We start from the raw sequence: 22,724 nt of genomic DNA, 5'->3' as shown, positions 1-22,724 counted from the left end.
AATCCTAGGTGTTTCTATTACATAGACAAAATATAAAAATAAATACAGATGCAAAGCGCAGCCCAAAGGCCCGCAATAATATCGTCAAACATGATGCCAAAGCCACCACCGACTTGACGGTCAATGACACGAATAGGCCACGGTTTCCAGACATCAAATAAACGGAATAAAGCAAAACCAATCAATGCCCAAGTCCAGCTCATTTGCCCAAGATATAAAATTGGGAGGAAGGTAATGGACTGACCGGCAAATTCATCCCATACGATGCGGCCATCATCATGAACACCCATGACTTTGGCGGTTTGACCGCAAATATAGATCCCAATAATCGACATGATGATCATGACTATAATGGAGTTGAAAAAGCCGATTGCAAGCCAACCTGGAATAAACAACAAAGCAAAAGCAGAGCCAAAGGTGCCCGGTGCTTTAGGTGCAAGACCCGAGCCAAATCCCACGCCACAAAAGGCGATGACTCGGTTAAACCAAGACATGGATTTAAAGTTAATGGCTGGCTTATGCAAAATGCTGGTATCCCTTAAATTTTATGACTTGGTCCACACCGTGGTTGTTATAACGGATTCCCAAATTTGGGGTGATTTGACCGATTTTACTAATGTTTACATCTAATTTTAGTTGCAGAAGTTTTTGATAATTCTGCGGGCTTATTGTAAAGCATAACTCATAGTCATCACCACCCGCGAGGGCGTATTGCCACTGCTTTTCTTGTTGTAATTGTTTTACATCGTGATCGATAGGAAGTTGATCTAATTCAATTTCTGCACCGACGTGTGAAGCAGCGAGGATATGTCCTAAATCTTGTGCGAGCCCATCAGAGACATCAATCATACTGTTGGCTATGCCTTTGAGCTGTTGGCCCAATAAGCAACGTGGTGTGGGATAATCTAAACGGCGTTGTAAGCGATGACCTAAATGGTTTAAGCCAAATGCAGCATCACCGACTTGTCCGCTGACGCAGATATAATCACCGACTTGGGCACCTGAACGTGGGACAGCTTGTCCTGATTCTACCCAGCCGAGGGCTGTAACTGAAATCGTCAGATGAGGACTTTGTGTGGTATCACCACCAATTAAACTCACACCAAATTGATCGCAACAATCATATAAACCCTGACTAAAGCCTTTGAGCCATTCATGATCAATTTGGGGTAGGCTCAATGCCAATAAAATACTGTGTGGTTTGGCACCCATTGCAGCAATGTCAGATAAATTGACGGCAACAGATTTCCAGCCAATAGCATGTGGGTTGGTGTCGAGAGGGAAGTGACGTCCAGCAACGAGAGTATCGGCACAGATGACCAATTGTTGCTGTGGAGGAGGGGTGAGCAAGGCTGAGTCATCACCGACCCCTAAATCGACAGCACTACTGCTGTGACGATTAAAATAGGTATCAATGATAGAGAACTCAGCCATACAACGTACTACTTAATAAATTAATTAGCTTGTTGCTTTTCTGCTGCACGCAATGTAGTCGCTAAACGATCCAATACACCATTGATGTACTTATGGCTGTCTGCACCGCCAAAATGTTTAGCTAACTCGATCGCTTCATCGAGTACGACACGGTAAGGAATCTCAAGGTGTTCTTTGAGTTCATACGAGCCTAAACGAAGGGTTGCAAGTTCAACGCCATCTAAGGCTTCAACTTCGCGATCGAGTACAGGGATTAAAAGCGCATCCAATGCTTCATGATTGGCAACAACCTCGGTTAATAACTCGTGGTAATAGCCGAGATCTACCTTGTGCATGGCATTTTCCACACGCGTACGTGCTTCAATCTCATGCACAGGATTGCGGCTCATTTGCCATTCATAAATTCCTTGTACAGCAAAGCGACGTGCTTTACGTTTTGCTGCATAAGTTGCTTGAAGTGTTTGCGACATAGCGTTAAATAGCCTTTAACAAGTTAACCATTTCAATAGCAGTCAAGGCAGCTTCACTACCTTTATTACCTGCTTTTGTACCCGAGCGTTCAATCGCTTGTTCAATACTATCCGTAGTCAATACACCATTAATTACTGGTAAGCCAGTGTCTAAACCAACAACACCTAAACCTTTGGCACATTCGCCAGCAACAAAATCGAAGTGAGGCGTGCTACCACGAATCACTGCGCCAAGCGCGATGATGGCATCGAAACGATCTGAAGCTGCAAGTTTCTTCGCAACCACAGGAAGTTCCCAAGCACCCGGTGCATGAACAATAGTGATATTATCCTCTGATACGCCATGACGTTTCAATGTATCAACGGCACCTTCTAGCAAATGTTCAACAACAAAGCTATTAAAACGACCAACTAAAATCGCATAACGGTCTTCGTTCGCGAGATGTAACATACCTTCAATACGGCGAACTGCCATAGCAACCTCGATTATTTCTCTGATGTTTGATTTGCGGTGATGTATTCCACCACTTCTAAGTTAAAACCTGATAATGCATTAAAACGTAATGGCGAGCTAAGAAGCTTCATTTTTTCCACGCCTAAATCACGTAAAATTTGTGCGCCGACACCAATGGTTTGATACTGCTGTGACAGTGCTGCATTGGATTTAACATTTTTCGGTGCAGTTAAATTTTCTAAAGCAGGACCTAAGTCCTGTAAATGACGCTGACCAATCCACACTAAAACACCACGATCGCTGGATGCGATTTCTTTGAGTGCTTTATCGAGATTCCACGCGGGAGCGCCATCTTGTTTATTCAGTTTTAGTAAGTCGCGAACAGGATTGAAACCGTGTACGCGTACAGTGGTTACACCTTGTTTTGGTTCGCCTTTAACCAGTGCCAAATGAATGTCTGGATTACCAATTTCACGGTAACGGAACAATTCAAAAGTACCATATTCAGTATCTAAAGTTTGTTGATCAATGCGCTCAACGGTTTGCTCATTGGTCATGCGGTAGTGAATTAAGTCCGCAATCGTCCCCATTTTTAAGCCATGCTTTTCAGCAAATACTTCAAGATCAGGGCGACGTGCCATAGTGCCGTCTTCATTGATGATTTCACAAATCACAGATGCGGGTTCTAGGCCAGCTAAACGAGATAAGTCACAGCCTGCTTCAGTATGACCTGCACGGTGTAGTACACCACCTGGCTGCGCCATCAGCGGGAAAATATGGCCTGGCTGCACAATATCAGCGGGTTTTGCATGTGCTGCTACAGCAGTTTGAATGGTATGTGCACGTTCAGCAGGAGAAATACCTGTTGAAATGCCATTTGCTGCTTCAATCGACAATGTGAAGTTTGTACCGTGCTGTGCACCGTTTGCATCGACCATTAAAGGTAAATTTAACTGCTGGCAACGCTCTTTACTTAAGGTTAAGCATACAAGACCACGCGCATGCGTAATCATGAAGTTGATATCTTCAGGGCGTACGTGGGTCGCAGCGATGACAAGGTCGCCTTCATTTTCACGATCTTCATCATCCATGAGGATGACCATTTTACCTGCACGAATATCAGCTACGAGCTCTTCAACAGTATTGAGCGGCATCAATCTTCACCTTTTTGTTTGTCTCGAATGACATTTACTTGCATTGATTGTTGCATAGTCTAACGTTTTTTTGCGTTCTTTGCCTATGCTTATCATTTTCCTTTAATGGCTCATTGTTATACACAGTCGTCAGAACCTTGAAAAGAGGACTTTATTTGAATTGTGCCATTTATGCCCAATCTTTAAGCGATTGAAAAGCATAAAAATGGATAAGTTTATACAGATTTTAAATAATTCAAATGAAAGAGATGAATAGTTTGTCGGAAAACTGTCGGTCTTTAACTCCATGAACTGTCACATAAAAATCAATCACGTTGATGCAGCCACATGGCTCTCTAAATATTGCCGAATCATCATCTTATTGGCGTTTAAAATAGTTTTTTGCAAATGTGGATCTGCGGCTGCACGCGCAATTAAAATGGCACCGGCAAGTTGGCAGATCATGGCCCAAGCGAGTTCTTCGCTACCGAGATGCTGACTAAATAAAGCGTGACCACGCAGTAATTCAGTTTCATATACCAACTTGGTGTCCTGATCTGCACGCGCTATTTCACTCGCAAGCGTGGGGAGTGAACAACCTTGCTCGGGATGCTGAACATGTGCAGGGGTTAAATAGCGGTCAAGCTCAAATTCAATCCAATCTTGCGCATTATCATGTGGATTGTTTTGCCACATATCAAAACTGTGTTGTAACTCATGTTCAATTAAGGCTTTAAGTAGCTCTTGTTTAGACGAAAAATGTGAGTAAAAGGCGCCACTAGTTACACCTGCAGCTTTCATTAAGCCGTCCACACCTGTTGCAGCAAAGCCATTTTTTTTCGCAATTTGTCCGCTGATGGTTAAAAGTTCTTGGCGTTTTTTTTGTTTGTATTCGGGTTTGTAGCGCATCTGCAACCCCCTTGAAAATAAGATTGACGATAATTTAACCATAACATAGTATTCGTTATAGTAACGATCGTTATTTAATAATGTGTGGTTTAAAACCGACGCTTAAATAAAATGAGCATGGAATAAAAATAAAACAGCAATGGAGTGAGACTATGCAACAACTCAATCGGACTTCGTCAAAAGTCGCTTTAGTGATTGGTGCAGGTGATGCAACTGGTGGTGAAATAGCCAAACGTTTTGCCCGGGAGGGTTATATTGCTTGTATGACACGACGAAATGCAGACAAATTACAGCCCTTAATAGCTAAAATTCAAGTGCAGGGAGGGACTGCTTTTGGCTTTGGTTCGGATGCTCGAAAAGAAGAGCAAGTGATTGAACTCATCGAGCATATCGAATCAAACATTGGCCCGATTGAGGTCATGGTCTTTAATATTGGTGCCAACGTCCCTTGTAGTATTTTGGAAGAAACCGCACGTAAATATTTCAAAATATGGGAGATGGCATGTTTCTCGGCTTTTTTAACTGGTCGGGAAGTGGCAAAACGCATGGTGACACGTGAACGAGGCACGATTATTTTTACTGGCGCAACAGCAGGTGTGCGCGGTGCGGCTGGCTTTGCCGCTTTTGCTGGAGCAAAACATGCGCTTCGTGCCTTGGCACAAAGCATGGCACGTGAACTAGGGCCAAGAAATATTCATGTGGCGCATGTGGTGGTTGATGGTGCAATTGATACCGATTTTATTAAAGATACGTTCCCTGATCTTTATGCTAAAAAAGAGCAAGATGGTATTTTAAATCCAGTACATATTGCAGAAAATTATTGGCATCTCTCACAGCAACCACGAGATGCATGGACGCATGAATTAGATCTGCGACCGTGGATGGAACGCTGGTAAGCACTGATTTAAAAGTATTAGGAAAAACAAGCAAAAAAAGGACGAAAAAAATGAAAGTAATCGAGTTTTATTTTGATGTTGGCAGTCCATATAGCTACATCGGATTTCACCGTATTCAGCACATTGCTGAGCAATATCAGGCAGAGATTATCTGGAAACCGATGTTATTGGGTGGGGTGTTTAAAGCTACTGGCAACAGTAGTCCGATGGCGGTACCTGCAAAGGCACGTTATTCCATGATTGATCTTCAACGTTGGGCAAAGCTATGGCAGATACCCGTACAGATGAATCCGTATTTTCCAATCAATACTTTGCAGTTGATGCGTTTGATAACCGCAGTCCAGTTATTTCAGTCTGAAGAGTTTCTGAAAGTATTGACGGGTATTTTTAACGCGATGTTTGGTCAGCCACGCAATTTAAATGATCTCACCACCTTCATGCAACTCATGCAAGAACTGGGGCTAGGTGCAGAACAAGTGAAACAGTGGTTGGATGATGAAAAAGTCAAATCTGAGCTGAAAGTGGTGACCGAAGAAGCTATTGAACGGGGTGTGTTTGGGGCGCCAAGTTGGTTTGTGAATGATGAGCTGTATTGGGGTGTAGATCATCTACATTTTGTAGAGGATGCTATACAAGGGCAGTAACGCTTGGTGATACATGTATGGAGCATTTAAAAAAATTGAAAAAAGCGAACCTCGATTCGCTTTTTTATGATCTAACTTAAATCAAGACTTAGAAGAAGCCCATCGGCTTGGTGTCATAGCTCACCAATAGGTTTTTGGTTTGTTGGTAATGATCCAACATCATTTTGTGATTTTCACGGCCGATCCCTGATTTTTTGTAGCCGCCGAATGCTGCGTGTGCAGGATAGATGTGATAACAGTTGGTCCATACACGGCCCGCCTGAATGGCACGACCCGCACGATATGAAGTATGTGCTGAACGCGACCAAACCCCTGCACCTAGACCATAAATCGTGTCATTGGCAATTTTAATCGCATCATCAAAGTCTTTAAAGGTTGCTACTGAAAGCACAGGGCCGAAGATTTCTTCTTGGAAAATCTTCATGTCATTGGTGCCTTTGAAAATGGTTGGTTCAATATAGAAACCTGTACCGACTTCATTGCGTGGATCACCACCAGTAATGAGCTGTGCACCTTCATTTTTACCTGTAGCGATACAACCTAAAATTTTGTCTTGCTGCTCTTGCGATGCCTGTGCACCGATCATGGTATCGGTGTCTAAAGGATGACCCGTCTTAATACGTTTGACACGTTCTACTGCCATTTCCAAGAATCGATCTGCAATGCTTTCTTGTACCAATGCACGTGATGGACATGTGCAAATTTCACCTTGGTTGAGCGCAAACATGGCAAAACCTTCGAGTGTTTTATCTAAGAACTCATCGTCTTTGTCCATGATGTCTTCAAAGAAGATATTTGGTGATTTTCCACCAAGTTCTAAAGTCACAGGAATGATATTTTCAGTCGCATATTGCATGATCATTTGACCGACAGCGGTTGAACCTGTGAAGGCGATTTTTGAGATGCGTGGATTGGTCGCCAATGGACGACCGACTTCAACACCATAACCATTCACAATATTCAGCACGCCCGGTGGGAGTAGGTCTTGAATGAGTTCAGCCAAGACCAAGATGCTGACAGGCGTTTGCTCCGCAGGTTTCAACACGATGCAGTTTCCCGCAGCCAATGCTGGAGCAAGTTTCCAAGCCGCCATCAAGATTGGGAAATTCCACGGAATAATTTGACCGACCACACCAAGTGGTTCATGGAAATGGTAAGCAATAGTATTTTCATCAATTTCAGAAATGCCGCCTTCTTGGGCACGGATACAGCCGGCAAAATAACGGAAGTGATCGATACACAGTGGAATATCAGCGGCTAAGGTTTCACGAATCGGTTTACCGTTGTCCCAGGTTTCTGCGACCGCAAGGAGCTCTAGGTTTTCTTCAAGTCGATCGGCAATTTTTAATAAAATATTTGAGCGTGTGGTTGGGGAAGAGGCGTTCCATTGGGCTTTGGCTTTATGCGCTGCATCCAAAGCCAATTCAATATCTTCAGCAGAAGAACGTGGCACTTTGGTAAAAACTTTACCGTCTACAGGGGAGATATTTTCAAAGTATTCACCTTTCACTGGCGCGACCCATTGGCCACCAATCAGGTTTTCATACTGAGCTTTAAACTGAACTTTTGAACCGGGTTGATTAGGATCGACATAACGCATATGAATTTTCCTTTGCTTGTTTATTATGATCTTGTTGGGCTGCCCATCTGTGGCAATCTACAGCTTTGGTATAAGGTACTTTTGTACATTATTTGATTAGCATAGCCTGTATAAGGTTGGAAAAAGGTTGGAGACAAGAAGGTTTACAATATTTTTTTTCAGTCTTAAAAACAAAAGCCGGGAAACGGATTTTTAGTCATGAATTGTTGTGAGAATAATGAATGATGATACAGAAGGATTTATCTGAAAAACGACAGAATGTCGAACGGTTAAGGCAGGGCATGAGTCTGTCAAAGCAGCAAACCTCGCAATTGAATGAGAGCATTGCGAGCTCTTGGCAGCGATCGGCGCAGGCGGAAATTCCGGAAAATCGGAGTGCTGCGCCTTTGGTGAATTTGAACCCTCAAAGTCAACAACAGTCGGCATTGCATCATGCCTTACAACATTGTGCAGAAGATTTAAAACACATAGCCGAACAGTCGTCGATGGTACTTGCCGTGGGCGATGTAGGTAGCACGATTATTTGGAGTGCGTCGAGTCGGCAAATGCAAAGTGCTGCGGAAAGTGTGCATTTTATTGCAGGTGGGCAATGGCGCGAAGAATTGGTCGGCACCAATGCATTAGCGTTGTCTTTAAAAACTCAGCAGTCGAGTTGTGTGTTTTCAAATGAACATTACATGCCATCAGTACATGAATGGGTCTGCTATGCAGCACCAATTATCGATCCACATACGCAGCAAATTTTGGGCGTGGTTGATTTATCTACCGTGTGGAAAAACCACAATAGTTTAGGGCTACTTGCGGCTGAACGCTGCGCTTCGATTATTCAATCGGCTTTACTCGATTTTCAAAAACAGCATTTGTATATTCGGGCCTTTGCTGTGCCACAAGTGTTATTTAATGGCAAAGTGATGGTGCTGACCCCGCGGCAAATAGAAATTTTGACCATCTTGGCGCTATGTCCACAAGGCATGACCTTAGATACTTTGCATCAAGCCTTATATGGTGAACGCAAGGTGAGTGTTGGGACTTTAAAAGCGGAAATGTCGCAGCTACGCGATATTTTGGGCGGCATGCTAGGCTCACGTCCCTATCGTTTATTGGCACAAGTCGAAGCCGATTTTTTGCAAGCCGAGCAAGCTTTAGATGCAGGTTATCTCGATTCTGCATTAAAACTGTGTTCAGGGGTTTTCTTGGCTAAAACTGAAAGCCCATTTTTAGGGGCATGGCGTGATTGTCTTGAGTCACGATTGAGCCAAGCGATTTTTAATGCCAAGGAAACAGATGTTCTGCTCAAGCATGTCGCGCGTTTTCCTGAAGCTATCGATGCGGTTGAACGCCTGATTGAGCTGATGCCGAGATCACATCCCGTACATCAGACTTTGTTGAAACTAAAACATTAATTTGCAATGTGATTCAGGCTATTAAAGGCCTTTATTGGCCAGCCATTCAAAGAGCTGGGTATAGACTTGTTCTCGCGCGGTTTTTTCCGAAAGTACTAAATCATGCAAGCCATTGTGAATGCTTTGAATGGTGACATCGCCTTGAATTTTCTTGGCATATTTTTGGATATCTTTTACACCCAAAATCACATCACTGGTCTGCGCTGCTTTACCCCATTTTTTGGGATTTTTAGTTTGATGTGAATGCATCACTAATACTGGCACATCAATCTTCACACCTTGATGAATTTCCTTTTGAGCTTCATAAATACTGCGGACGAAACTGATATATACCATTGGGTAGCGAGTTTTTTTCCAGTCTAAATTAAAGTCCCACTCACCTTTTAAATCTTGATGTAGGCTCGCCGTATACCATTTATTCAGTTCACTTGGAAATTTTAAATTGGGAAAGGTTTTTGCCAATTTACTCAGCTGTGGAATACCCAGTGCGCGTTTCACTGGATTCATGTTGAAATCATAAAATGGGCTGTTAACCCAAAGGGCTTGAATTAAAGGATGATTTTGATGATGCGCCACATACAAAGTGGTGGTTAAGCCACCGGTAGAATGACCACAGAGCAGCAAGGCATCATGACCTTCATCAGCAATGATCGTTAGGGCTTGATCTATTTCGGCATCGTATTCAGACAGTGCATGCACATTATAGTATTTTTGATGCGGGCGGATTGAGCGACCATATTTTCTTAAATCTAAGGCATAAAAGTCGAAACCGTGCTGATTGAAGCGTTCCGCCATTTCGGTTTGGAAAAAATAATCGATAAAACCATGGATATAGAGCACCGCTTTGGAGGTAGGAGCCGTGGCTTTTTTGCGAACCAGTGTGGCAACCACTGGGCCTTCATAATCATCCGGGAAGGTCAGCGTGGCTTGTTCATAGCCTGCGCCCAAAATGTCAGGCTGATACTGAATTGGTGAATGGCTCATTATTATACTCATTAATATTATTGGACATTATGCTTTATCCTTGATGAGTCATGAGCTTTTGTCAAATGAATAATCGATGCTGTTTTACCGACTAAAAAAGAGTGACCTCAGTATGAAAGCGACCAATCTATAGTCGCTTCCCTGAAATAAAACGTGAAATGGATTCAGTTGACCTACATCACTAAACTCAAAGGGTAATGTAGGCACTTAGGTCACTTAAACATGAAGACCTTTAAGGGCTTAACTTAAACGGCCGCTTTGAAGTCGACCACAGAGGCATTGGCTTTAAGCGCTGCCTTGAAAATATCAACCACTTGAGCATGAGTTGCTTTACGTGGGTTGGTGAGCATACAGGCATCTTTTTGTGCATTTTCAGACATGATGCTGAGGTCTTGTTCTTTCACACCGAGTTCAGAAAGGCTCGATGGAATGCCAATCGAAGCAGAGAGTTCACGGATTGCTGCAATCGCTGCATAAGCCGCTTCAGTCACCGTTAAACCGTCGGTTGGCACACCCATGAGCTGTGCGATACGTGCATAGCGGTCAGGGCAGGCGATCAGGTTAAATTCGCAAACGTGTGGTAGCAGCACGGCATTACATACGCCATGTGGCAAGTTGTAGAAGCCGCCAAGTTGGTGCGCCATCGCGTGGACATAACCTAAAGATGCATTGTTAAATGCCATCCCTGCTAAGTACTGTGCATAGCTCATCGCATCACGTGCTTCTAGGTTTTCGCCATTGGCGACGGCAGGGCTGAGCCATTCACTGATCATTGCAATGGCCTTTTCAGCACAAGCATCGGTAATGGGATTAGCTGCTGTAGAAACATAAGCTTCGACCGCATGCGTTAATGCATCCATACCGGTTGCTGCAGTGAGCGCCGCAGGTTTTGCAATCATTAGTTTCGGGTCATCAATGGCGATAAGAGGCGTACAACGCCAATCGACAATCGCCATTTTAACGTGGGTGTCGGTATTGGTAATAATACAGAAACGGGTCATTTCTGATGCCGTACCTGCGGTGGTATTAATCGCAATGAGTGGAGTCATTGGGACTGTACTTTTATCGATGCCTTCATAGTCACGAATATGGCCACCACCCGCAGTCACTAAGCCAATGCCTTTGGCACAGTCATGAGAAGAGCCGCCGCCGAGAGAGACAATAAAGTCACAGCCATTGTCATTGTAGGCATCTACACCGCTATGTACGTTGGTGTCAGTTGGGTTGGGTTCTGCGCCCGGGAAGATGTGACTTTCTACGCCAGCTTCAGTTAAATACCCGGCAATGGTGTCTGCCACACCAAATTTGTATAGACCGGCATCGGTCACAATGAGCGCTTTTTTAGCGCCAAGATTTTGCGCCTTTGCGCCAATTTCTTTAGCGCAGCCGGGACCAAAAAGTGAAACACAAGGGATGTAAAAACCGTTTGTTTGATCTGCAATATTTTTAAAAGCCATGGTGCGATTCCTTCTACCATTCATTGTCATTTGTTATGGGTGATACTCACCTAAACTGAGTATTGCGAGGGATGTTTTAAATTCACACCTACCAAAGACCTACCAAATTTAGGGCTTTGTATTGAACTTATTTAATTGATTGAAATTTAATCATTAATTATTTTTGTTATTTTCTAAGATTCGCTAAAAGTCGTATACATTTAAGCCAAAATAGGCGTTGCGATGATTGGATGCATGATCGAGTTATCAGATTATAAAATCTAACTAAAACTACTATCAATTTACTAAATGCCCCAAAGCGCTCGAATCAGGATAGGCTATAACAAATAACGAGATAGTCACTTTTGTGCATTTCGCTTTTTGCAGTGCGAAACAAAAGATTAATTAAACGAGTTAAATAATGCCTAGTGAAAATTTGAAAACGAAACGTCCTTTATATATTCCTTATGCCGGAAATACACTTTTAGAACTCCCACTTTTAAATAAAGGCTCTGCGTTTAATGAAGATGAACGTAAGAGCTTTAATTTGCACGGTTTAATTCCACACGTCACGGAAAGCATTGAAGAGCAAAGTCAGCGTTCTTATCAGCAATATTGTGCATTTAATAGTGATATCAATAAGCATATTTACCTGCGCAATATTCAAGACACCAATGAAACATTGTTCTATCACTTAATTGAAAACCACCTCAGTGAGATGATGCCGATCATCTATACACCAACAGTGGGTGAGGCTTGTCAGCGCTTCTCAGACATTTACCGTCGTCATCGTGGGATCTTTATTTCATATCCTGACCGTGATCATATTGACCAAATTATTCATAACGTGAATAAAAAGAACGTGAAAGTGATCGTTATTACGGACGGTGAACGTATTCTTGGTCTTGGTGACCAAGGCATTGGGGGGATGGGGATTCCGATTGGTAAGTTGTCACTGTACACCGCATGTGGTGGGATCAGTCCAGCTTATACATTGCCGATTACTTTAGATGTCGGAACTAATAACCAACAGCTGTTGAATGACCCGATTTATATGGGATGGAGTCAGCCTCGTATCAGCGGTGAAGAATATTATCAATTTGTCGATGACGTGATTAAAGCCATTCAACAACGTTGGCCAAAAGCGCTGATTCAATTTGAAGACTTTGCACAAAAAAATGCGATGCCTTTATTGGAAAAATATCGCGATAAAATTTGCTGCTTTAATGATGATATTCAAGGAACAGCAGCGGTGTCTGTCGGAAGTTTAATTGCGGCATCACGTGCAGCAGGCAAGCAGCTCAAAGATCAAATCGTCACATTCTTAGGTGCAGGTTCAGCAGGTTGCGGGATTGCAGAGCAGATCATCAAGCAAATGGTGGCGGAAGGTTTAACCGATGCTCAAGCGCGTGCGCGGGTGTTTATGGTCGATCGTTTTGGTTTAATTACTGAAAATCAGCCGAATCTTTTAGATTTCCAACGCAAACTTGCGCAAGCACCGGATAACGTTGCTCATTGGGCAAATGCAGATTCAGTCATTTCGCTATTGGATGTAGTTACACATGCTAAACCGACTGTATTGATTGGCGTTTCGGGACAACCGGGACTGTTTAGCCAAGAGGTCATTGAAAAGATGGCTGCGAATTGTGAACAGCCTATTGTGTTGCCACTGTCTAATCCAACATCGCGTGTCGAAGCGGTGCCTGCAGATATTATCGAGTGGACCAAAGGTAAGGCCCTGATTGCGACTGGCAGTCCATTTGCACCAGTGAATTATCATGGCAAGATTCATCAGATTTCACAGTGTAATAACTCCTATATTTTCCCGGGGATTGGTCTCGGTGTGATTGCATCTGGGGCGAAACGTGTGACTGAAAATATGCTGATGGCATCGAGTACGGCGTTGGCAGACTGTTCACCAAAATTGGCAGATCCAAATGCCGATTTATTGCCAAGTTTGGATTATTTACAGGATATTTCGAAGAAAATCGCATTGAAAGTGGCATTAGCTGCGATTGCTGATGGTGTTGCGCCAAATGTCAGCATTGAAGTACTAGAACAGGCCATTGAAGAGAATTTCTGGAAACCTGAATATCGTGATTATGTCCGTGTGACTTATTAATTTGGTCTAAAGATGCTGATTGAACAGAATCGATTTTGCATCTAATCGAAAAATACCCTAATCCAGATTAGGGTATTTTTTTATGTATAGAAGCATATTTTTTTTAAGAAATACGAAAAATTATCGAGCGGGGCGCTTTAAATATTTAAATTTTGCGTTTATCCAATTGGTTGGAAATGTGATCTCCACAGGCTTGAACCAGCATCACGATCGCGACCAAGACCACTATCACTGCCAGCATGATTTGCATATCAAAGCGTTGATAACCGTAACGGTAAGCAATATCCCCCAAACCACCTGCACCGATAGCCCCTGCAATGGCAGAAGAATTAATCATGGTCACCAAGGTCACAGTAAAGCCCGCGACGATGCCAGGAAGCGCTTCAGGGAGCAGCACATGCCAAATGATTTGTTTGCGATTACAGCCGATGGCTTGAGCGGCCTCAATCAGACCTTGATCGACTTCACGTAAACTCACTTCTGCAATGCGTGCAAAAAAAGGCGTGGCCGCAAGGGTTAAAGGAACGACGGCAGCCCAAACGCCATAACTGGTGCCCACGATAAAGCGCGTGAGCGGAATGAGCGCCACCATTAAAATAAGAAAAGGCACCGAACGGGTAATATTGACCAACCAACCTAGGGTATGGTTTAGGCTTTTTGAAGGATAAATCCCGTGTTCAGCACTACACACCAATACGACTGCTAAAGGCAGGCCGATCAGAAAGGCCACAAAAGCTGAAACGCCGACCATCAGTAAAGTATCAATGGTTCCACTAATCAGTAAATCAATGAGTTGGTCGTGCATAGCCAAGTACCTCAATCTGTGCGATATGGTGTTTAAGTTGTTCAGATAAGGTGTTGATCTCTAAATGGCTGTGGTCTACAGCAACAATCAACGAGCCAATTAAATGCCCTTGAATACTATCGATATGACTTTGATACAAATGTACTGGCGCCTGAAATTGATCAAAAATAAACTTTAAGTCTGGCGACTGTTGTAGTGTCGATTCATAGCGTAATTTTAAAATGATTTGATCATTTGAATCTGACGGTTGTGGCTGAATGTCGCTTGGTAAATCAAGTTGTTCAAGGTTGAGTAACTCTTGTGTGATCTGCTGCTGAGGCGTAGAAAACACTTTCCAAACCTGTTCTGCTTCTACAATTTCGCCTTGATCGATCACCACAACTTGATCGCAAATCTCGCGAATGACCTGCATTTCATGGGTAATCAACACAATGGTGATACCAAGCTTTTGATTAATTTCTTTAAGCAAAGACAGCACAACAGAAGTACTTTCAGGATCGAGTGCAGAAGTCGCTTCATCACAGAGTAAAATTTCCGGATGATGAACTAACGCTCGTGCAATCCCAACACGTTGTTTTTGCCCGCCCGAAAGTTGAGAAGGGTAGTGCGCTGCTTTATTTTCAAGACCTACCAACTTCAGCACTTCATTCACTCGCTGAGCGATATCGGCTTGACTGAAATTGGCGATTTTAAGGGGCAGCGCGATATTGTCATACACGGTTTTGGCAGACATCAAATTAAAATGCTGAAAAATCATCCCAATACGCTGACGCAGGGCTATCAACTCTGCATGATTTAAGCGAGATAATTCCTGTTGATGGATGTGAATACTGCCATCACTGATTTGTTCTAAGCCATTCAGCGTTCGAATCAGCGAAGATTTACCCGCGCCGCTTTTCCCAATAATGCCGAATATTTTGCCTTGTGGAATATTCAGATTGATATCTTTTAAGGCATGAACCTGCTGTCCTTGCACATCATAAAATTTATTTAAATTTTTGATTTGGATATGGGGGACGGCAAATTCAACCGATGAACCGAAACTCACCATGAGTGACTCCTTATTTCCAACCAGGGAACCACAGTTTTGCACCAAAATCTGCGTCCAATGCTTGTTTAACTTTAGGTGAGTTTTGATAAATATCGACAAATTTACGCAGTTTATCATCATGATCTACATAGTCATCACGTACGGCAAATAAGATGGCAAAACGCTTGTCAGTATTGGAGTCAAATAACAATGCATTTTCAGGATCGGCAGTTTTTGCTAAACGTAAATAATGTGGATAGCCAAAAGCCAGATCGACATCATCAATTGCACGTGCCGTTTGAGGGCCTTCCACCTCAATAAATTGAAGCTGTTTAGGATTCGCTGCAATGTCATTTAAAGTCGATAAAAAGTTATCTGGCTGTTTCAGTTCAATGAGCTTGGCTTGCTGTAGCAGTTGTAAGGCACGGCCCTGATTGACCGGATCATTCGGAATCACCACTTTGGCTTTATGGGGTAAATCAGCAAAGTTTTTATACTTTTTTGAATACAGTCCGACATGGGTAGCAGCACCGACATCAAAGGCTTTGATTTTAAAATCCGTTTCTTTTTTTGCATTGTCTAGAAACGGCTGATGTTGGAAAAAGTTCGCGTCAATATCGCCGTGGTTTAGGGTGATATTCGGGGTATTCCAGTCCGAAAATTCCACCAATTTCACGTTCAGTCCTTGCTGCTTGGCTTCATCTGCAGCGACTTGTAAGGGTTTAGCAAAAGATGGGCTAATCCCAATCACCAATTCACTTTGATGACTTTTCTTTTGTTGATTCCAAATAACTAAGCCAATCACCAAGATGGCCACGATTACACCAATCAGTGTGAATTTAGATTTTGCTGTTTGTGCCATGGCACACCTCTATATTTCCAAATAATTAAATTTTTTGTCTAACATGTTGTTTTATAAATGCAGCTTATGCTGTTTCAACGTTTTTAATTGTTGCCTGAGAAGATGTTTCGGAAGTGGGACATCGATAGCAATGAGCAGGATGTGTCGTGGCTAAATGGTCACCTTGTTGAAACAGTTTTTGCCGTAAACTACCGGTGTCATATGCAGTTTTATAGCGACCACGTTGCTGTAATTCAGGAATGACCAAACGGATAAAATCTTGATGTGACTCAGGTGCAACGGTGCGAGTCAGATTAAATCCATCGATGCCAGTTTCATCCAAATAATCAATCAACTGCTTTGCAACGTTGGCGCCACTCCCGACAAAGAGCGGATAACGCCCACCTAGAACGTGCTGAGCACGCAAATCTTGGCGCGTAATTTTTTGCTCTTTAAATTTTTGATTGACCGATGCGATGCTATTGGTCTGCTGATACGGAATGGCTTCATCTTCTGCAAAATTGGCGAGGTTCATCCCAATCGAACTGGAAAAGTGTGCCAGTCCCGCTTCAGGATTGGCATAGCGAATGTATTCAGCCAATTTCTCTTGGGCGAGCTCATCGGTCTCTGCGGTTACTATCGTAATGCCAACAAAGAGTTTCACGGCTTGTGGGTCACGACCTTGCGCTGCGGTTTGGCTGCGAATTTTTTGTACCTGATTTTTGACTTTTTCAGCGCTGTCCGCACCGATAAACATGCCTTCTGCATGTTGCGTCGCAAAAGCTAAGCCACGTGGTGAAGCACCGGCCTGATACAACACAGGGGTGCGCTGAATCGATGGAGAAACTTGAAATACCCCTTGGCTTTGATAGAACTTGCCTTGGTGTTGAATGGCATGTACTTTTTTGGGGTCGCTAAAGATGCGATTTGCTTTATCTTTTTGAACCGCATCATTTTCCCAAGAGCCTTCCCAAAACTTATAGCAAAGCTGCAAAAACTCTTCAGCTTGTTCATAGCGTAGGTCATGATCTTTCAAGCCTTTTTGCCCAATGAGGCGTTCTGCACTATCTAAATATCCAGTCACGATATTCCAGCCGATTCGACCTTGGGTCAGGTGGTCTAGGCTGGCAAATCGACGTGCAAATTGATAAGGCGTTTCATAGCTCAAATTGACTGTTACACCAAAACCTAAGTTTTCAGTGACCGCAGCCATTGCAGAAATCAGGGTGCTGGGGTCATGGCTCGGCAGTTGGATCGACTCTTTAAGTGTGAGATCAATATTGCCCTCATAAACATCATAGACCCCTGTGATATCTGCAATAAATAGCCCGTCAAACAGCCCTTGCTCCAAGGTTTTGGCAAGATCCGTCCAATAGCTCAGTTCATTAAAGCGGTGTGACTCATCGCGTGGATGGGTCCATAAGCCATGATTGATATGGCCGACACAGTTCATGTCGAAGGCATTTAGTAAAATTTTCTTGGCTGAATGTGATCGGGTATCTACTGTGGTGGTTTGGTTCATTACAAGGTCCCTCGACGTGGGGGCAATACGCCATTTAGGAGGTAATTAGCAATGAAGAAATATTTCCAGCGCCCTGCATCATGCAAGGTATGGACACGTGCATTACGCCAAAATCGATCTAGACCATCTTCACGCTGACTGCCACGGCTGCCTGCAAGCTCAATCAATTTTGATGCCGCTTTCAGTGCGGTTTCAGTACTATGCGCACGCACTTTCGCGACATCTAGAGAAGCTTTTGCGATGTTTTCAGCATTGGGCTGTGGGCGAGCAGCATCGATGGCACGAGCGGCTTGTTTCAGCAAGACCTCACTGGCGCGAACATCTGCGGCAATGCGACCGAGTTCGTATTTGGTTAAAGGATCTTCGCTTGCAAGATCAAGACCTGAATCAATCCATGGTCGTGCTTGGTGTACGCGGTGCAAACTTTCTTCAAAGGCTGCGCGCGCTATACCGACTTCAATCGCAGCATGCATAATTTGCGCAAATGGCCCAACCAATGTCGGCTCCGTAAATGCACGATCAAAGGGAATGACATCTATGGCAGGAACTGCAACTTGGTGAAATTTTACAGAGCCGCTACCCGTGGTGCGCTGTCCAAACCCTGTCCAATCATCGATCAGCTCTAAACCTGTACTTTCACGTGCAATAAAGGCTAAATATTCACGACCATCGGGGTCTTTGACCAATGTGGGAATACGATGTGCAAATAAACTGCCGGTGCAATAAAACTTCTCACCATTCACCACAAAACCATTGTCATGAGAGCGAATCGACGTTTGTTTTTGCGCAGCGGTTTTGGTTTTAAACTCGGCTAAGGCATTGCCAAAACGAGCGCCAGCAAGCACTTCGGCATAAAGCTTTTGCTTTTGTTCAGTTGTGCCGGTGTTTCGTAATACTTCCAATGCATAAAAATGGTTTTGTGGAATTTGCCCAATTGAGCCATCTACACCACTCATAAGCGCAATCACTTGCGCCACGGTATAACTTGAAACTTCGGCACCGCCAAATGCCTTGGGAACCGTGATTGCCCAGAGACCAGATTGACTATAGGCCTCGATTTCATCAAACGGCAGTATGCGTTCGGCATCACGTTGCACGGCATTTTTTCTAAATTGTTCAGCTAATTGTTTTGCAATTTCAAGTGCTTCTGCATCGGACTGAATAATATGCGCAGGTGTTGTTGATATGGCCTGTAGCGAATTAATATTTGGAAATGAGGTCATCAGAATTCTCCTTAAATCCACGCATGGCGTGCAGGTAATTTATGATTTAAGTAATAGTCGCCTAAGGTATGCAGCTTCCAGCGCACAGGATCATGTAAGGTGTGTACTCTGGCATTGCGCCAGTGTTGATCAAGGTTATGGGCACTCAAACTTGCACGGCTGCCGCCTAACTCAAGGAGTTTTTCAGAGATCTGTAAGGCTGCATCATTGGCATAGATTTTGGCTTCTGCGACACGAATCGAAGCTAGAGCAGCTTGTTGTTCACTCACCTGATCAAGCTGATCTAATTCATCGAGATAATCTGCGGCCTCATCTAAAAGTAAAATCGCAGCATCCAATAAAACTGCAGATTTACCCACCTCTTGTAGGGTGTAGGGCTCAAAACTGGCTTTCTCAACTTGTGCATCCACAATCGGACGGGCTTTTTGTACTGCAGAAAGGGTGTCTGCAAAGGCAGCTTCCGCAATCCCGACATCGATCGCGACTTGCATCAATTGTGAAAAGGCACCTCGATACGTTGGCCCTGCAGAAAGCTTACGTTCATCAAAAATTAATAGGGGGTCTACTGCCACATGGTTTAGTTTGACGGTGCCACTAGACGTTGTACGCTGACCAAAACCATTCCAGTTATCAATCACTTCTACGCCTGTAGCGTGTCGATCAATGATGGTCAGGACAACATGACCTTCAGGGTGAACGGCTTTAATCGCCAACCAATCTGCAAAACTACTGCCGGTCGAATAGAACTTTTCACCATTAACAACATACTTTCCATTTTCAATGCGCAGCGTTGTGTTTAAGGTTTTAGTGTCTTTGGTGTTGCGCTCTGGCCCACCATTAGCTAAACGTTTTCCCTGTAAAATTTCATTAAAAATAAAGGCTTTTTGCTCATCTGTTCCCATGAGGTCAATCATATACAGCAAGGCAATTTGGTTTTGTGGAATTTGGCCCACGCTAGAATCTGCTTTGTTGATAATGCGAAAAACCTGCGCCAGTGTCTTGTTCGACACGTAGGCACCGCCAAATTTTTTGGGAATACGAATGCCACCTAAACCTTTTTGACTGAATAAGTCGATTTCTGCAAAAGGCAGCAGGCGGTTCTGATCACGTTCATTTCGACCTTCCAAAGCAAAATCTGCAACGTGATACGCTGCATGGATTGCTTCTAAGTCATTTTCAATAACATGAATATTTTCAGAGATTAAATGAGACATAATGACACCTTTAATAGATATCAAAACGCTACTCGTAAATGCGGGATTTTTTAAATGATGGATTATTCTTAACTTAGCAAAATGTCTTTTTAGCATTTAATCTGCATAAAAATTATGCAAATTAGATAAAATAAGTGTTTGATTTAAAACAATAGATGTAGGAAAAACAACAAGAGGATTGATGATGTAAATTTGGTGTTAGCAACTTTGTAGATATTCAACTTTAAAAATAATATATCTAAGACAGGGGCTTAGCTGTTTTTTTAATACTTTTTATTAATGGTGGTCAATCAGCTTGAACTCCAATAGATGCTCAATATCATAGAGCTATGCAAAGATTAAAAAAAGGCTGGAAATTGATTCAGATGTTTTTCATTCTGCAATAAAAAAGCCCCCATCTTTCGATGAGGGCTTTTTGAATTTGGAGCGGGAAAGGAGACTCGAACTCCCGACCCCAACCTTGGCAAGGTTATGCTCTACCAACTGAGCTATTCCCGCGGAGTCTATCCTGTTTTTTTACTAAAAAACTGAATCGAAAAAAATTTGGAGCGGGAAAGGAGACTCGAACTCCCGACCCCAACCTTGGCAAGGTTATGCTCTACCAACTGAGCTATTCCCGCGGAGTCTATCCAATTTTTTAAATAAAAAACCGAATGAAAAAATTTGGAGCGGGAAAGGAGACTCGAACTCCCGACCCCAACCTTGGCAAGGTTATGCTCTACCAACTGAGCTATTCCCGCATAGCCACGTATAATACATTAAGGATTTTTCAGGTCAATAACTTTATGAAAATCTGTGCATCGTTTGCATAAAATAAAAACAATTTGTTTGAAAATTGGAAGATTTTTGCAGGTCGAAGGCTTCCATTTTGGTGAAATCATGCAATTCAGCTGGTTTCAGCAACTTTGCGACACAAGAACTTGAACAAATACAGGCTATACTAAGACCAGTTGAACCTTTTTTGAATTTGGGAGAGCCGTTTTGAGTTTAGAACAGCAATTAATTGAGCGTCTACAGACATTAGCGCCTACACATCTTGAAGTGGTGAATGAGTCCGCAGGTCATGGTGGTTATTTCCCAGGTAAAGAGTCGCATTTTAAAGCGGTGATTGTGAGTGAGGCTTTTGCAGGCTTACGTTTGGTGCAACGTCATCAAAAAGTCTATGCCGCAGCAGGTGATTTACTTAGTCCGGGGCAAATTCATGCCTTGGCTATTCATGCGTTTTTACCCGAAGAATGGAAAGGTCAAGACACCACTAGCCCTGAATGTGCGCATGCACCAAAGTCATCTTAAGGTGAGCCATGGAAACGCAATTAATCATTAAAATCATTCATATGTGTGGCGTGGCTTTAGGCTGTGCTGCCATTTTCATTCGTGCTTTTACGCTGTTTAAAGGGACGCAGGGCAATTTACCCAATCCGGCAGGTCGTAAGTTTTTTGTTGCATTGCAACATGGCTCAATGGCTTTAATTGCTGTGACAGGGATTATTTTATTGTTTATGAAGAACTTTGACGTGCAGCCATGGTTCTATGCCAAAGTTGTACTGTTTTTGGCCTTGCTGTCTTCTTTATCTAAAGCGTATAAAAAAGATGACAGTGTTTTATTGGTTCAGCGCCGTGCGGGCTTATTTATTGCAGCTGTTGCACTTATTTTCATCATTACATTGGTTATAATCAAACCAGTTTTTGGATAAATGGCTTATCCACATGGCCGATTTCAAGGCTTGAGTAGAAAAACAAAGATTAGAGGGTTTTGAATGCGTACGCGTGTGGTATTTAACCAAAAAGTAAGGGTGGTGTGGGGAAATCGAGTATTACGGTCAATTTAGCTGCGATAAGCGCGCACCAAGGTTTAAAAACTTTGGTGATTGACCTCGACCCTCAAGCCAATTCAAGTCAATATTTGTTGGGGGATGATGCGACGTACTCAGCAGATAAGCCCGCACTTGAACCCAATATTGAAAATTATTTTGAAGAAGTCTTGGGGACGCAACAAAGTAAAGGTTTGTTGGGAAATGCCATTGGTTCGATTTTAAAAAATCGTACTAAAGGTCTAGAAAGCTATGTACATCAATCACCGTTTAAAAATTTAGATGTAATTCCTGCAAGCCCAAATTTGGGTGCGTTGGCACATGCCTTAGAATCTAAGCATAAAATTTACAAACTGCGTGATGCTTTGCAGCAGATGAGCGGTCAATATGATCGAGTGTTTATTGATACACCGCCGGCCTTTAACTTTTTTACTTTATCTGCGCTGATTGCGGCAGATCGCGTGCTGATCCCATTTGACTGCGATGTGTTTTCAAAACGTGCCTTACAGACCCTGATCGAAAATGTGTTAGAAACGCAGGATGATCATAATGATCATTTAGAAATTGAAGGCATTGTGGTCAATCAATTTCAGGCACAGGCGAAGTTGCCGCGCGAAGTTGTACAACAACTCAAAGATGAAGGTCTTCCTGTATTGGACAGCATGTTACCGCCTTCAGTGCTGATGAAAGAATCTCATCATAAAAATCAACCTTTAATCCATTTGGCTGCAGATCATAAATTGACGCAAGCCTATCAATCATTGTTCAATGAAATTGAGCAAAAGTAGTATCG

21 protein-coding genes, 3 tRNA genes and 1 pseudogene are annotated in these 22,724 nt (G+C 43.1%); 7 read left to right on the top strand and 18 right to left on the bottom strand.

The features are described from left to right. Positions 1-17 precede the first annotated feature (17 nt). The 6 genes from FTU22_RS11955 to FTU22_RS11930 form a co-directional block, all read right to left on the bottom strand. Positions 18-494 carry a phosphatidylglycerophosphatase A gene (locus tag FTU22_RS11955; RefSeq protein ID WP_078194116.1) on the bottom strand — a complete coding sequence of 159 codons (477 nt, stop codon included), beginning with the start codon at positions 492-494 and terminating at the stop codon, positions 18-20. 22 nt (positions 495-516) lie between these two features. Then, a complete protein-coding gene (gene thiL / locus FTU22_RS11950; RefSeq protein ID WP_180094610.1) occupies positions 517-1,434 on the bottom strand; it encodes a thiamine-phosphate kinase in 918 nt (305 codons plus the stop codon). Positions 1,435-1,454: 20 nt separating this feature from the next. Continuing rightward, a complete protein-coding gene (gene nusB, locus FTU22_RS11945; protein WP_180024787.1) occupies positions 1,455-1,904 on the bottom strand; it encodes a transcription antitermination factor NusB in 450 nt (149 codons plus the stop codon). Between the two features lie 4 nt (positions 1,905-1,908). Then, entirely contained in the window at positions 1,909-2,379 is a 471-nt protein-coding gene (gene ribE, locus FTU22_RS11940; protein ID WP_111885509.1) for a 6,7-dimethyl-8-ribityllumazine synthase, read from the bottom strand. An 11-nt stretch (positions 2,380-2,390) separates the two neighbouring features. Further along, positions 2,391-3,512 carry a bifunctional 3,4-dihydroxy-2-butanone-4-phosphate synthase/GTP cyclohydrolase II gene (gene ribBA, locus FTU22_RS11935; protein WP_111885508.1) on the bottom strand — a complete coding sequence of 374 codons (1,122 nt, stop codon included), beginning with the start codon at positions 3,510-3,512 and terminating at the stop codon, positions 2,391-2,393. A gap of 309 nt (positions 3,513-3,821) precedes the next feature. Continuing rightward, positions 3,822-4,400 carry a TetR/AcrR family transcriptional regulator gene (locus tag FTU22_RS11930; protein ID WP_180094608.1) on the bottom strand — a complete coding sequence of 193 codons (579 nt, stop codon included), beginning with the start codon at positions 4,398-4,400 and terminating at the stop codon, positions 3,822-3,824. Between the two features lie 152 nt (positions 4,401-4,552). Between FTU22_RS11930 and FTU22_RS11925 the strand changes: the two genes are divergently transcribed. Then, positions 4,553-5,296, top strand: coding sequence for an SDR family oxidoreductase (locus FTU22_RS11925; protein WP_180094606.1), 744 nt, complete (start codon positions 4,553-4,555; stop codon positions 5,294-5,296). Between the two features lie 50 nt (positions 5,297-5,346). Next, a complete protein-coding gene (locus tag FTU22_RS11920; protein ID WP_180094604.1) occupies positions 5,347-5,940 on the top strand; it encodes a 2-hydroxychromene-2-carboxylate isomerase in 594 nt (197 codons plus the stop codon). A gap of 88 nt (positions 5,941-6,028) precedes the next feature. On the opposite strand, the gene FTU22_RS11915 is transcribed toward FTU22_RS11920, so the two are convergent. Continuing rightward, positions 6,029-7,540 carry an aldehyde dehydrogenase family protein gene (locus FTU22_RS11915; RefSeq protein ID WP_078194071.1) on the bottom strand — a complete coding sequence of 504 codons (1,512 nt, stop codon included), beginning with the start codon at positions 7,538-7,540 and terminating at the stop codon, positions 6,029-6,031. Positions 7,541-7,761: 221 nt separating this feature from the next. Between FTU22_RS11915 and FTU22_RS11910 the strand changes: the two genes are divergently transcribed. Then, positions 7,762-8,943 (top strand): transcriptional regulator, encoded by a 1,182-nt coding sequence (locus FTU22_RS11910; protein WP_180094602.1) that lies wholly within the window; start codon positions 7,762-7,764, stop codon positions 8,941-8,943. A 21-nt stretch (positions 8,944-8,964) separates the two neighbouring features. On the opposite strand, the gene FTU22_RS11905 is transcribed toward FTU22_RS11910, so the two are convergent. Continuing rightward, a complete protein-coding gene (locus tag FTU22_RS11905; protein WP_180094600.1) occupies positions 8,965-9,927 on the bottom strand; it encodes an alpha/beta hydrolase in 963 nt (320 codons plus the stop codon). Between the two features lie 245 nt (positions 9,928-10,172). Beyond that, the gene (locus FTU22_RS11900) at positions 10,173-11,384 is read right to left on the bottom strand and encodes an iron-containing alcohol dehydrogenase (RefSeq protein ID WP_111885501.1); all 1,212 of its coding nucleotides are present in this window, start codon (positions 11,382-11,384) and stop codon (positions 10,173-10,175) included. A 400-nt stretch (positions 11,385-11,784) separates the two neighbouring features. Between FTU22_RS11900 and FTU22_RS11895 the strand changes: the two genes are divergently transcribed. Beyond that, a complete protein-coding gene (locus FTU22_RS11895) occupies positions 11,785-13,485 on the top strand; it encodes an NAD-dependent malic enzyme (RefSeq protein ID WP_180078991.1) in 1,701 nt (566 codons plus the stop codon). Positions 13,486-13,630: 145 nt separating this feature from the next. Here the strand turns inward: FTU22_RS11895 and FTU22_RS11890 are convergent, their stop codons facing one another. From FTU22_RS11890 to FTU22_RS11850, 9 genes are all read right to left on the bottom strand, one after another. Then, the gene (locus tag FTU22_RS11890) at positions 13,631-14,290 is read right to left on the bottom strand and encodes a methionine ABC transporter permease (RefSeq protein WP_078191524.1); all 660 of its coding nucleotides are present in this window, start codon (positions 14,288-14,290) and stop codon (positions 13,631-13,633) included. Next, complete coding sequence (locus FTU22_RS11885) at positions 14,271-15,341, bottom strand: methionine ABC transporter ATP-binding protein (RefSeq protein ID WP_180094598.1); 1,071 nt, start codon at positions 15,339-15,341, stop codon at positions 14,271-14,273. The genes FTU22_RS11890 and FTU22_RS11885 overlap by 20 nt, the downstream gene beginning before the upstream one ends. 10 nt (positions 15,342-15,351) lie before the next feature. Then, positions 15,352-16,182, bottom strand: coding sequence for a MetQ/NlpA family ABC transporter substrate-binding protein (locus FTU22_RS11880; RefSeq protein ID WP_078194065.1), 831 nt, complete (start codon positions 16,180-16,182; stop codon positions 15,352-15,354). Positions 16,183-16,246: 64 nt separating this feature from the next. Beyond that, entirely contained in the window at positions 16,247-17,683 is a 1,437-nt protein-coding gene (locus tag FTU22_RS11875; RefSeq protein ID WP_180094596.1) for an LLM class flavin-dependent oxidoreductase, read from the bottom strand. Beyond that, positions 17,683-18,906: an SfnB family sulfur acquisition oxidoreductase gene (locus FTU22_RS11870; RefSeq protein ID WP_078194063.1), complete on the bottom strand. Its 1,224-nt coding sequence runs from the start codon at positions 18,904-18,906 to the stop codon at positions 17,683-17,685. The genes FTU22_RS11875 and FTU22_RS11870 overlap by 1 nt, the downstream gene beginning before the upstream one ends. 11 nt (positions 18,907-18,917) lie before the next feature. Continuing rightward, positions 18,918-20,144: an SfnB family sulfur acquisition oxidoreductase gene (locus tag FTU22_RS11865; protein ID WP_180094594.1), complete on the bottom strand. Its 1,227-nt coding sequence runs from the start codon at positions 20,142-20,144 to the stop codon at positions 18,918-18,920. 398 nt (positions 20,145-20,542) lie between these two features. Further along, positions 20,543-20,618: transfer RNA gene (locus tag FTU22_RS11860), tRNA-Gly, on the bottom strand. Positions 20,619-20,664: 46 nt separating this feature from the next. After that, positions 20,665-20,740 (bottom strand) — tRNA-Gly (locus tag FTU22_RS11855). A 44-nt stretch (positions 20,741-20,784) separates the two neighbouring features. Then, a tRNA-Gly gene (locus FTU22_RS11850) sits at positions 20,785-20,860 on the bottom strand. Positions 20,861-21,101: 241 nt separating this feature from the next. On the opposite strand from FTU22_RS11850, the gene FTU22_RS11845 reads away from it, so the two are divergent. The 3 genes and pseudogenes from FTU22_RS11845 (at position 21,102) to FTU22_RS11835 (ending at position 22,719) form a co-directional block, all read left to right on the top strand. Then, on the top strand, positions 21,102-21,413 hold the full coding sequence (locus FTU22_RS11845) for a BolA family transcriptional regulator (protein WP_078191519.1): 312 nt from the start codon (positions 21,102-21,104) through the stop codon (positions 21,411-21,413). An 8-nt stretch (positions 21,414-21,421) separates the two neighbouring features. Further along, positions 21,422-21,814, top strand: a complete 393-nt coding sequence (locus tag FTU22_RS11840; RefSeq protein WP_078194060.1) for a SirB2 family protein — start codon at positions 21,422-21,424, stop codon at positions 21,812-21,814. Between the two features lie 63 nt (positions 21,815-21,877). Next, positions 21,878-22,719, top strand: a pseudogene (locus tag FTU22_RS11835) (ParA family protein). Positions 22,720-22,724: the final 5 nt, after the last annotated feature.

The organism is Acinetobacter sp. YH12076, from assembly GCF_013419525.1.
Taxonomy (GTDB): domain Bacteria; phylum Pseudomonadota; class Gammaproteobacteria; order Pseudomonadales; family Moraxellaceae; genus Acinetobacter; species Acinetobacter amyesii.
Note: the sequence above shows the minus strand (reverse complement) of the source record. Positions and strands in the feature narration are given on the sequence as shown.

What these genes read in the sequence shown, in the direction of transcription:
- FTU22_RS11920 (WP_180094604.1), top strand. Translation starts at nt 5,347, where the DNA reads ATGAAAGTAATCGAGTTTTATTTTGATGTTGGCAGTCCATATAGCTAC.
- FTU22_RS11870 (WP_078194063.1), bottom strand. Translation starts at nt 18,906, where the DNA reads ATGACCTCATTTCCAAATATTAATTCGCTACAGGCCATATCAACAACA.
- FTU22_RS11905 (WP_180094600.1), bottom strand. Translation starts at nt 9,927, where the DNA reads ATGAGCCATTCACCAATTCAGTATCAGCCTGACATTTTGGGCGCAGGC.
- ribBA (WP_111885508.1), bottom strand. Translation starts at nt 3,512, where the DNA reads ATGCCGCTCAATACTGTTGAAGAGCTCGTAGCTGATATTCGTGCAGGT.
- FTU22_RS11925 (WP_180094606.1), top strand. Translation starts at nt 4,553, where the DNA reads ATGCAACAACTCAATCGGACTTCGTCAAAAGTCGCTTTAGTGATTGGT.
- thiL (WP_180094610.1), bottom strand. Translation starts at nt 1,434, where the DNA reads ATGGCTGAGTTCTCTATCATTGATACCTATTTTAATCGTCACAGCAGT.
- FTU22_RS11900 (WP_111885501.1), bottom strand. Translation starts at nt 11,384, where the DNA reads ATGGCTTTTAAAAATATTGCAGATCAAACAAACGGTTTTTACATCCCT.
- FTU22_RS11885 (WP_180094598.1), bottom strand. Translation starts at nt 15,341, where the DNA reads ATGGTGAGTTTCGGTTCATCGGTTGAATTTGCCGTCCCCCATATCCAA.
- FTU22_RS11910 (WP_180094602.1), top strand. Translation starts at nt 7,762, where the DNA reads ATGATGATACAGAAGGATTTATCTGAAAAACGACAGAATGTCGAACGG.
- FTU22_RS11880 (WP_078194065.1), bottom strand. Translation starts at nt 16,182, where the DNA reads ATGGCACAAACAGCAAAATCTAAATTCACACTGATTGGTGTAATCGTG.
- FTU22_RS11895 (WP_180078991.1), top strand. Translation starts at nt 11,785, where the DNA reads ATGCCTAGTGAAAATTTGAAAACGAAACGTCCTTTATATATTCCTTAT.
- FTU22_RS11890 (WP_078191524.1), bottom strand. Translation starts at nt 14,290, where the DNA reads ATGCACGACCAACTCATTGATTTACTGATTAGTGGAACCATTGATACT.
- FTU22_RS11930 (WP_180094608.1), bottom strand. Translation starts at nt 4,400, where the DNA reads ATGCGCTACAAACCCGAATACAAACAAAAAAAACGCCAAGAACTTTTA.
- FTU22_RS11875 (WP_180094596.1), bottom strand. Translation starts at nt 17,683, where the DNA reads ATGAACCAAACCACCACAGTAGATACCCGATCACATTCAGCCAAGAAA.
- FTU22_RS11840 (WP_078194060.1), top strand. Translation starts at nt 21,422, where the DNA reads ATGGAAACGCAATTAATCATTAAAATCATTCATATGTGTGGCGTGGCT.
- ribE (WP_111885509.1), bottom strand. Translation starts at nt 2,379, where the DNA reads ATGGCAGTTCGCCGTATTGAAGGTATGTTACATCTCGCGAACGAAGAC.
- FTU22_RS11955 (WP_078194116.1), bottom strand. Translation starts at nt 494, where the DNA reads ATGTCTTGGTTTAACCGAGTCATCGCCTTTTGTGGCGTGGGATTTGGC.
- FTU22_RS11915 (WP_078194071.1), bottom strand. Translation starts at nt 7,540, where the DNA reads ATGCGTTATGTCGATCCTAATCAACCCGGTTCAAAAGTTCAGTTTAAA.
- nusB (WP_180024787.1), bottom strand. Translation starts at nt 1,904, where the DNA reads ATGTCGCAAACACTTCAAGCAACTTATGCAGCAAAACGTAAAGCACGT.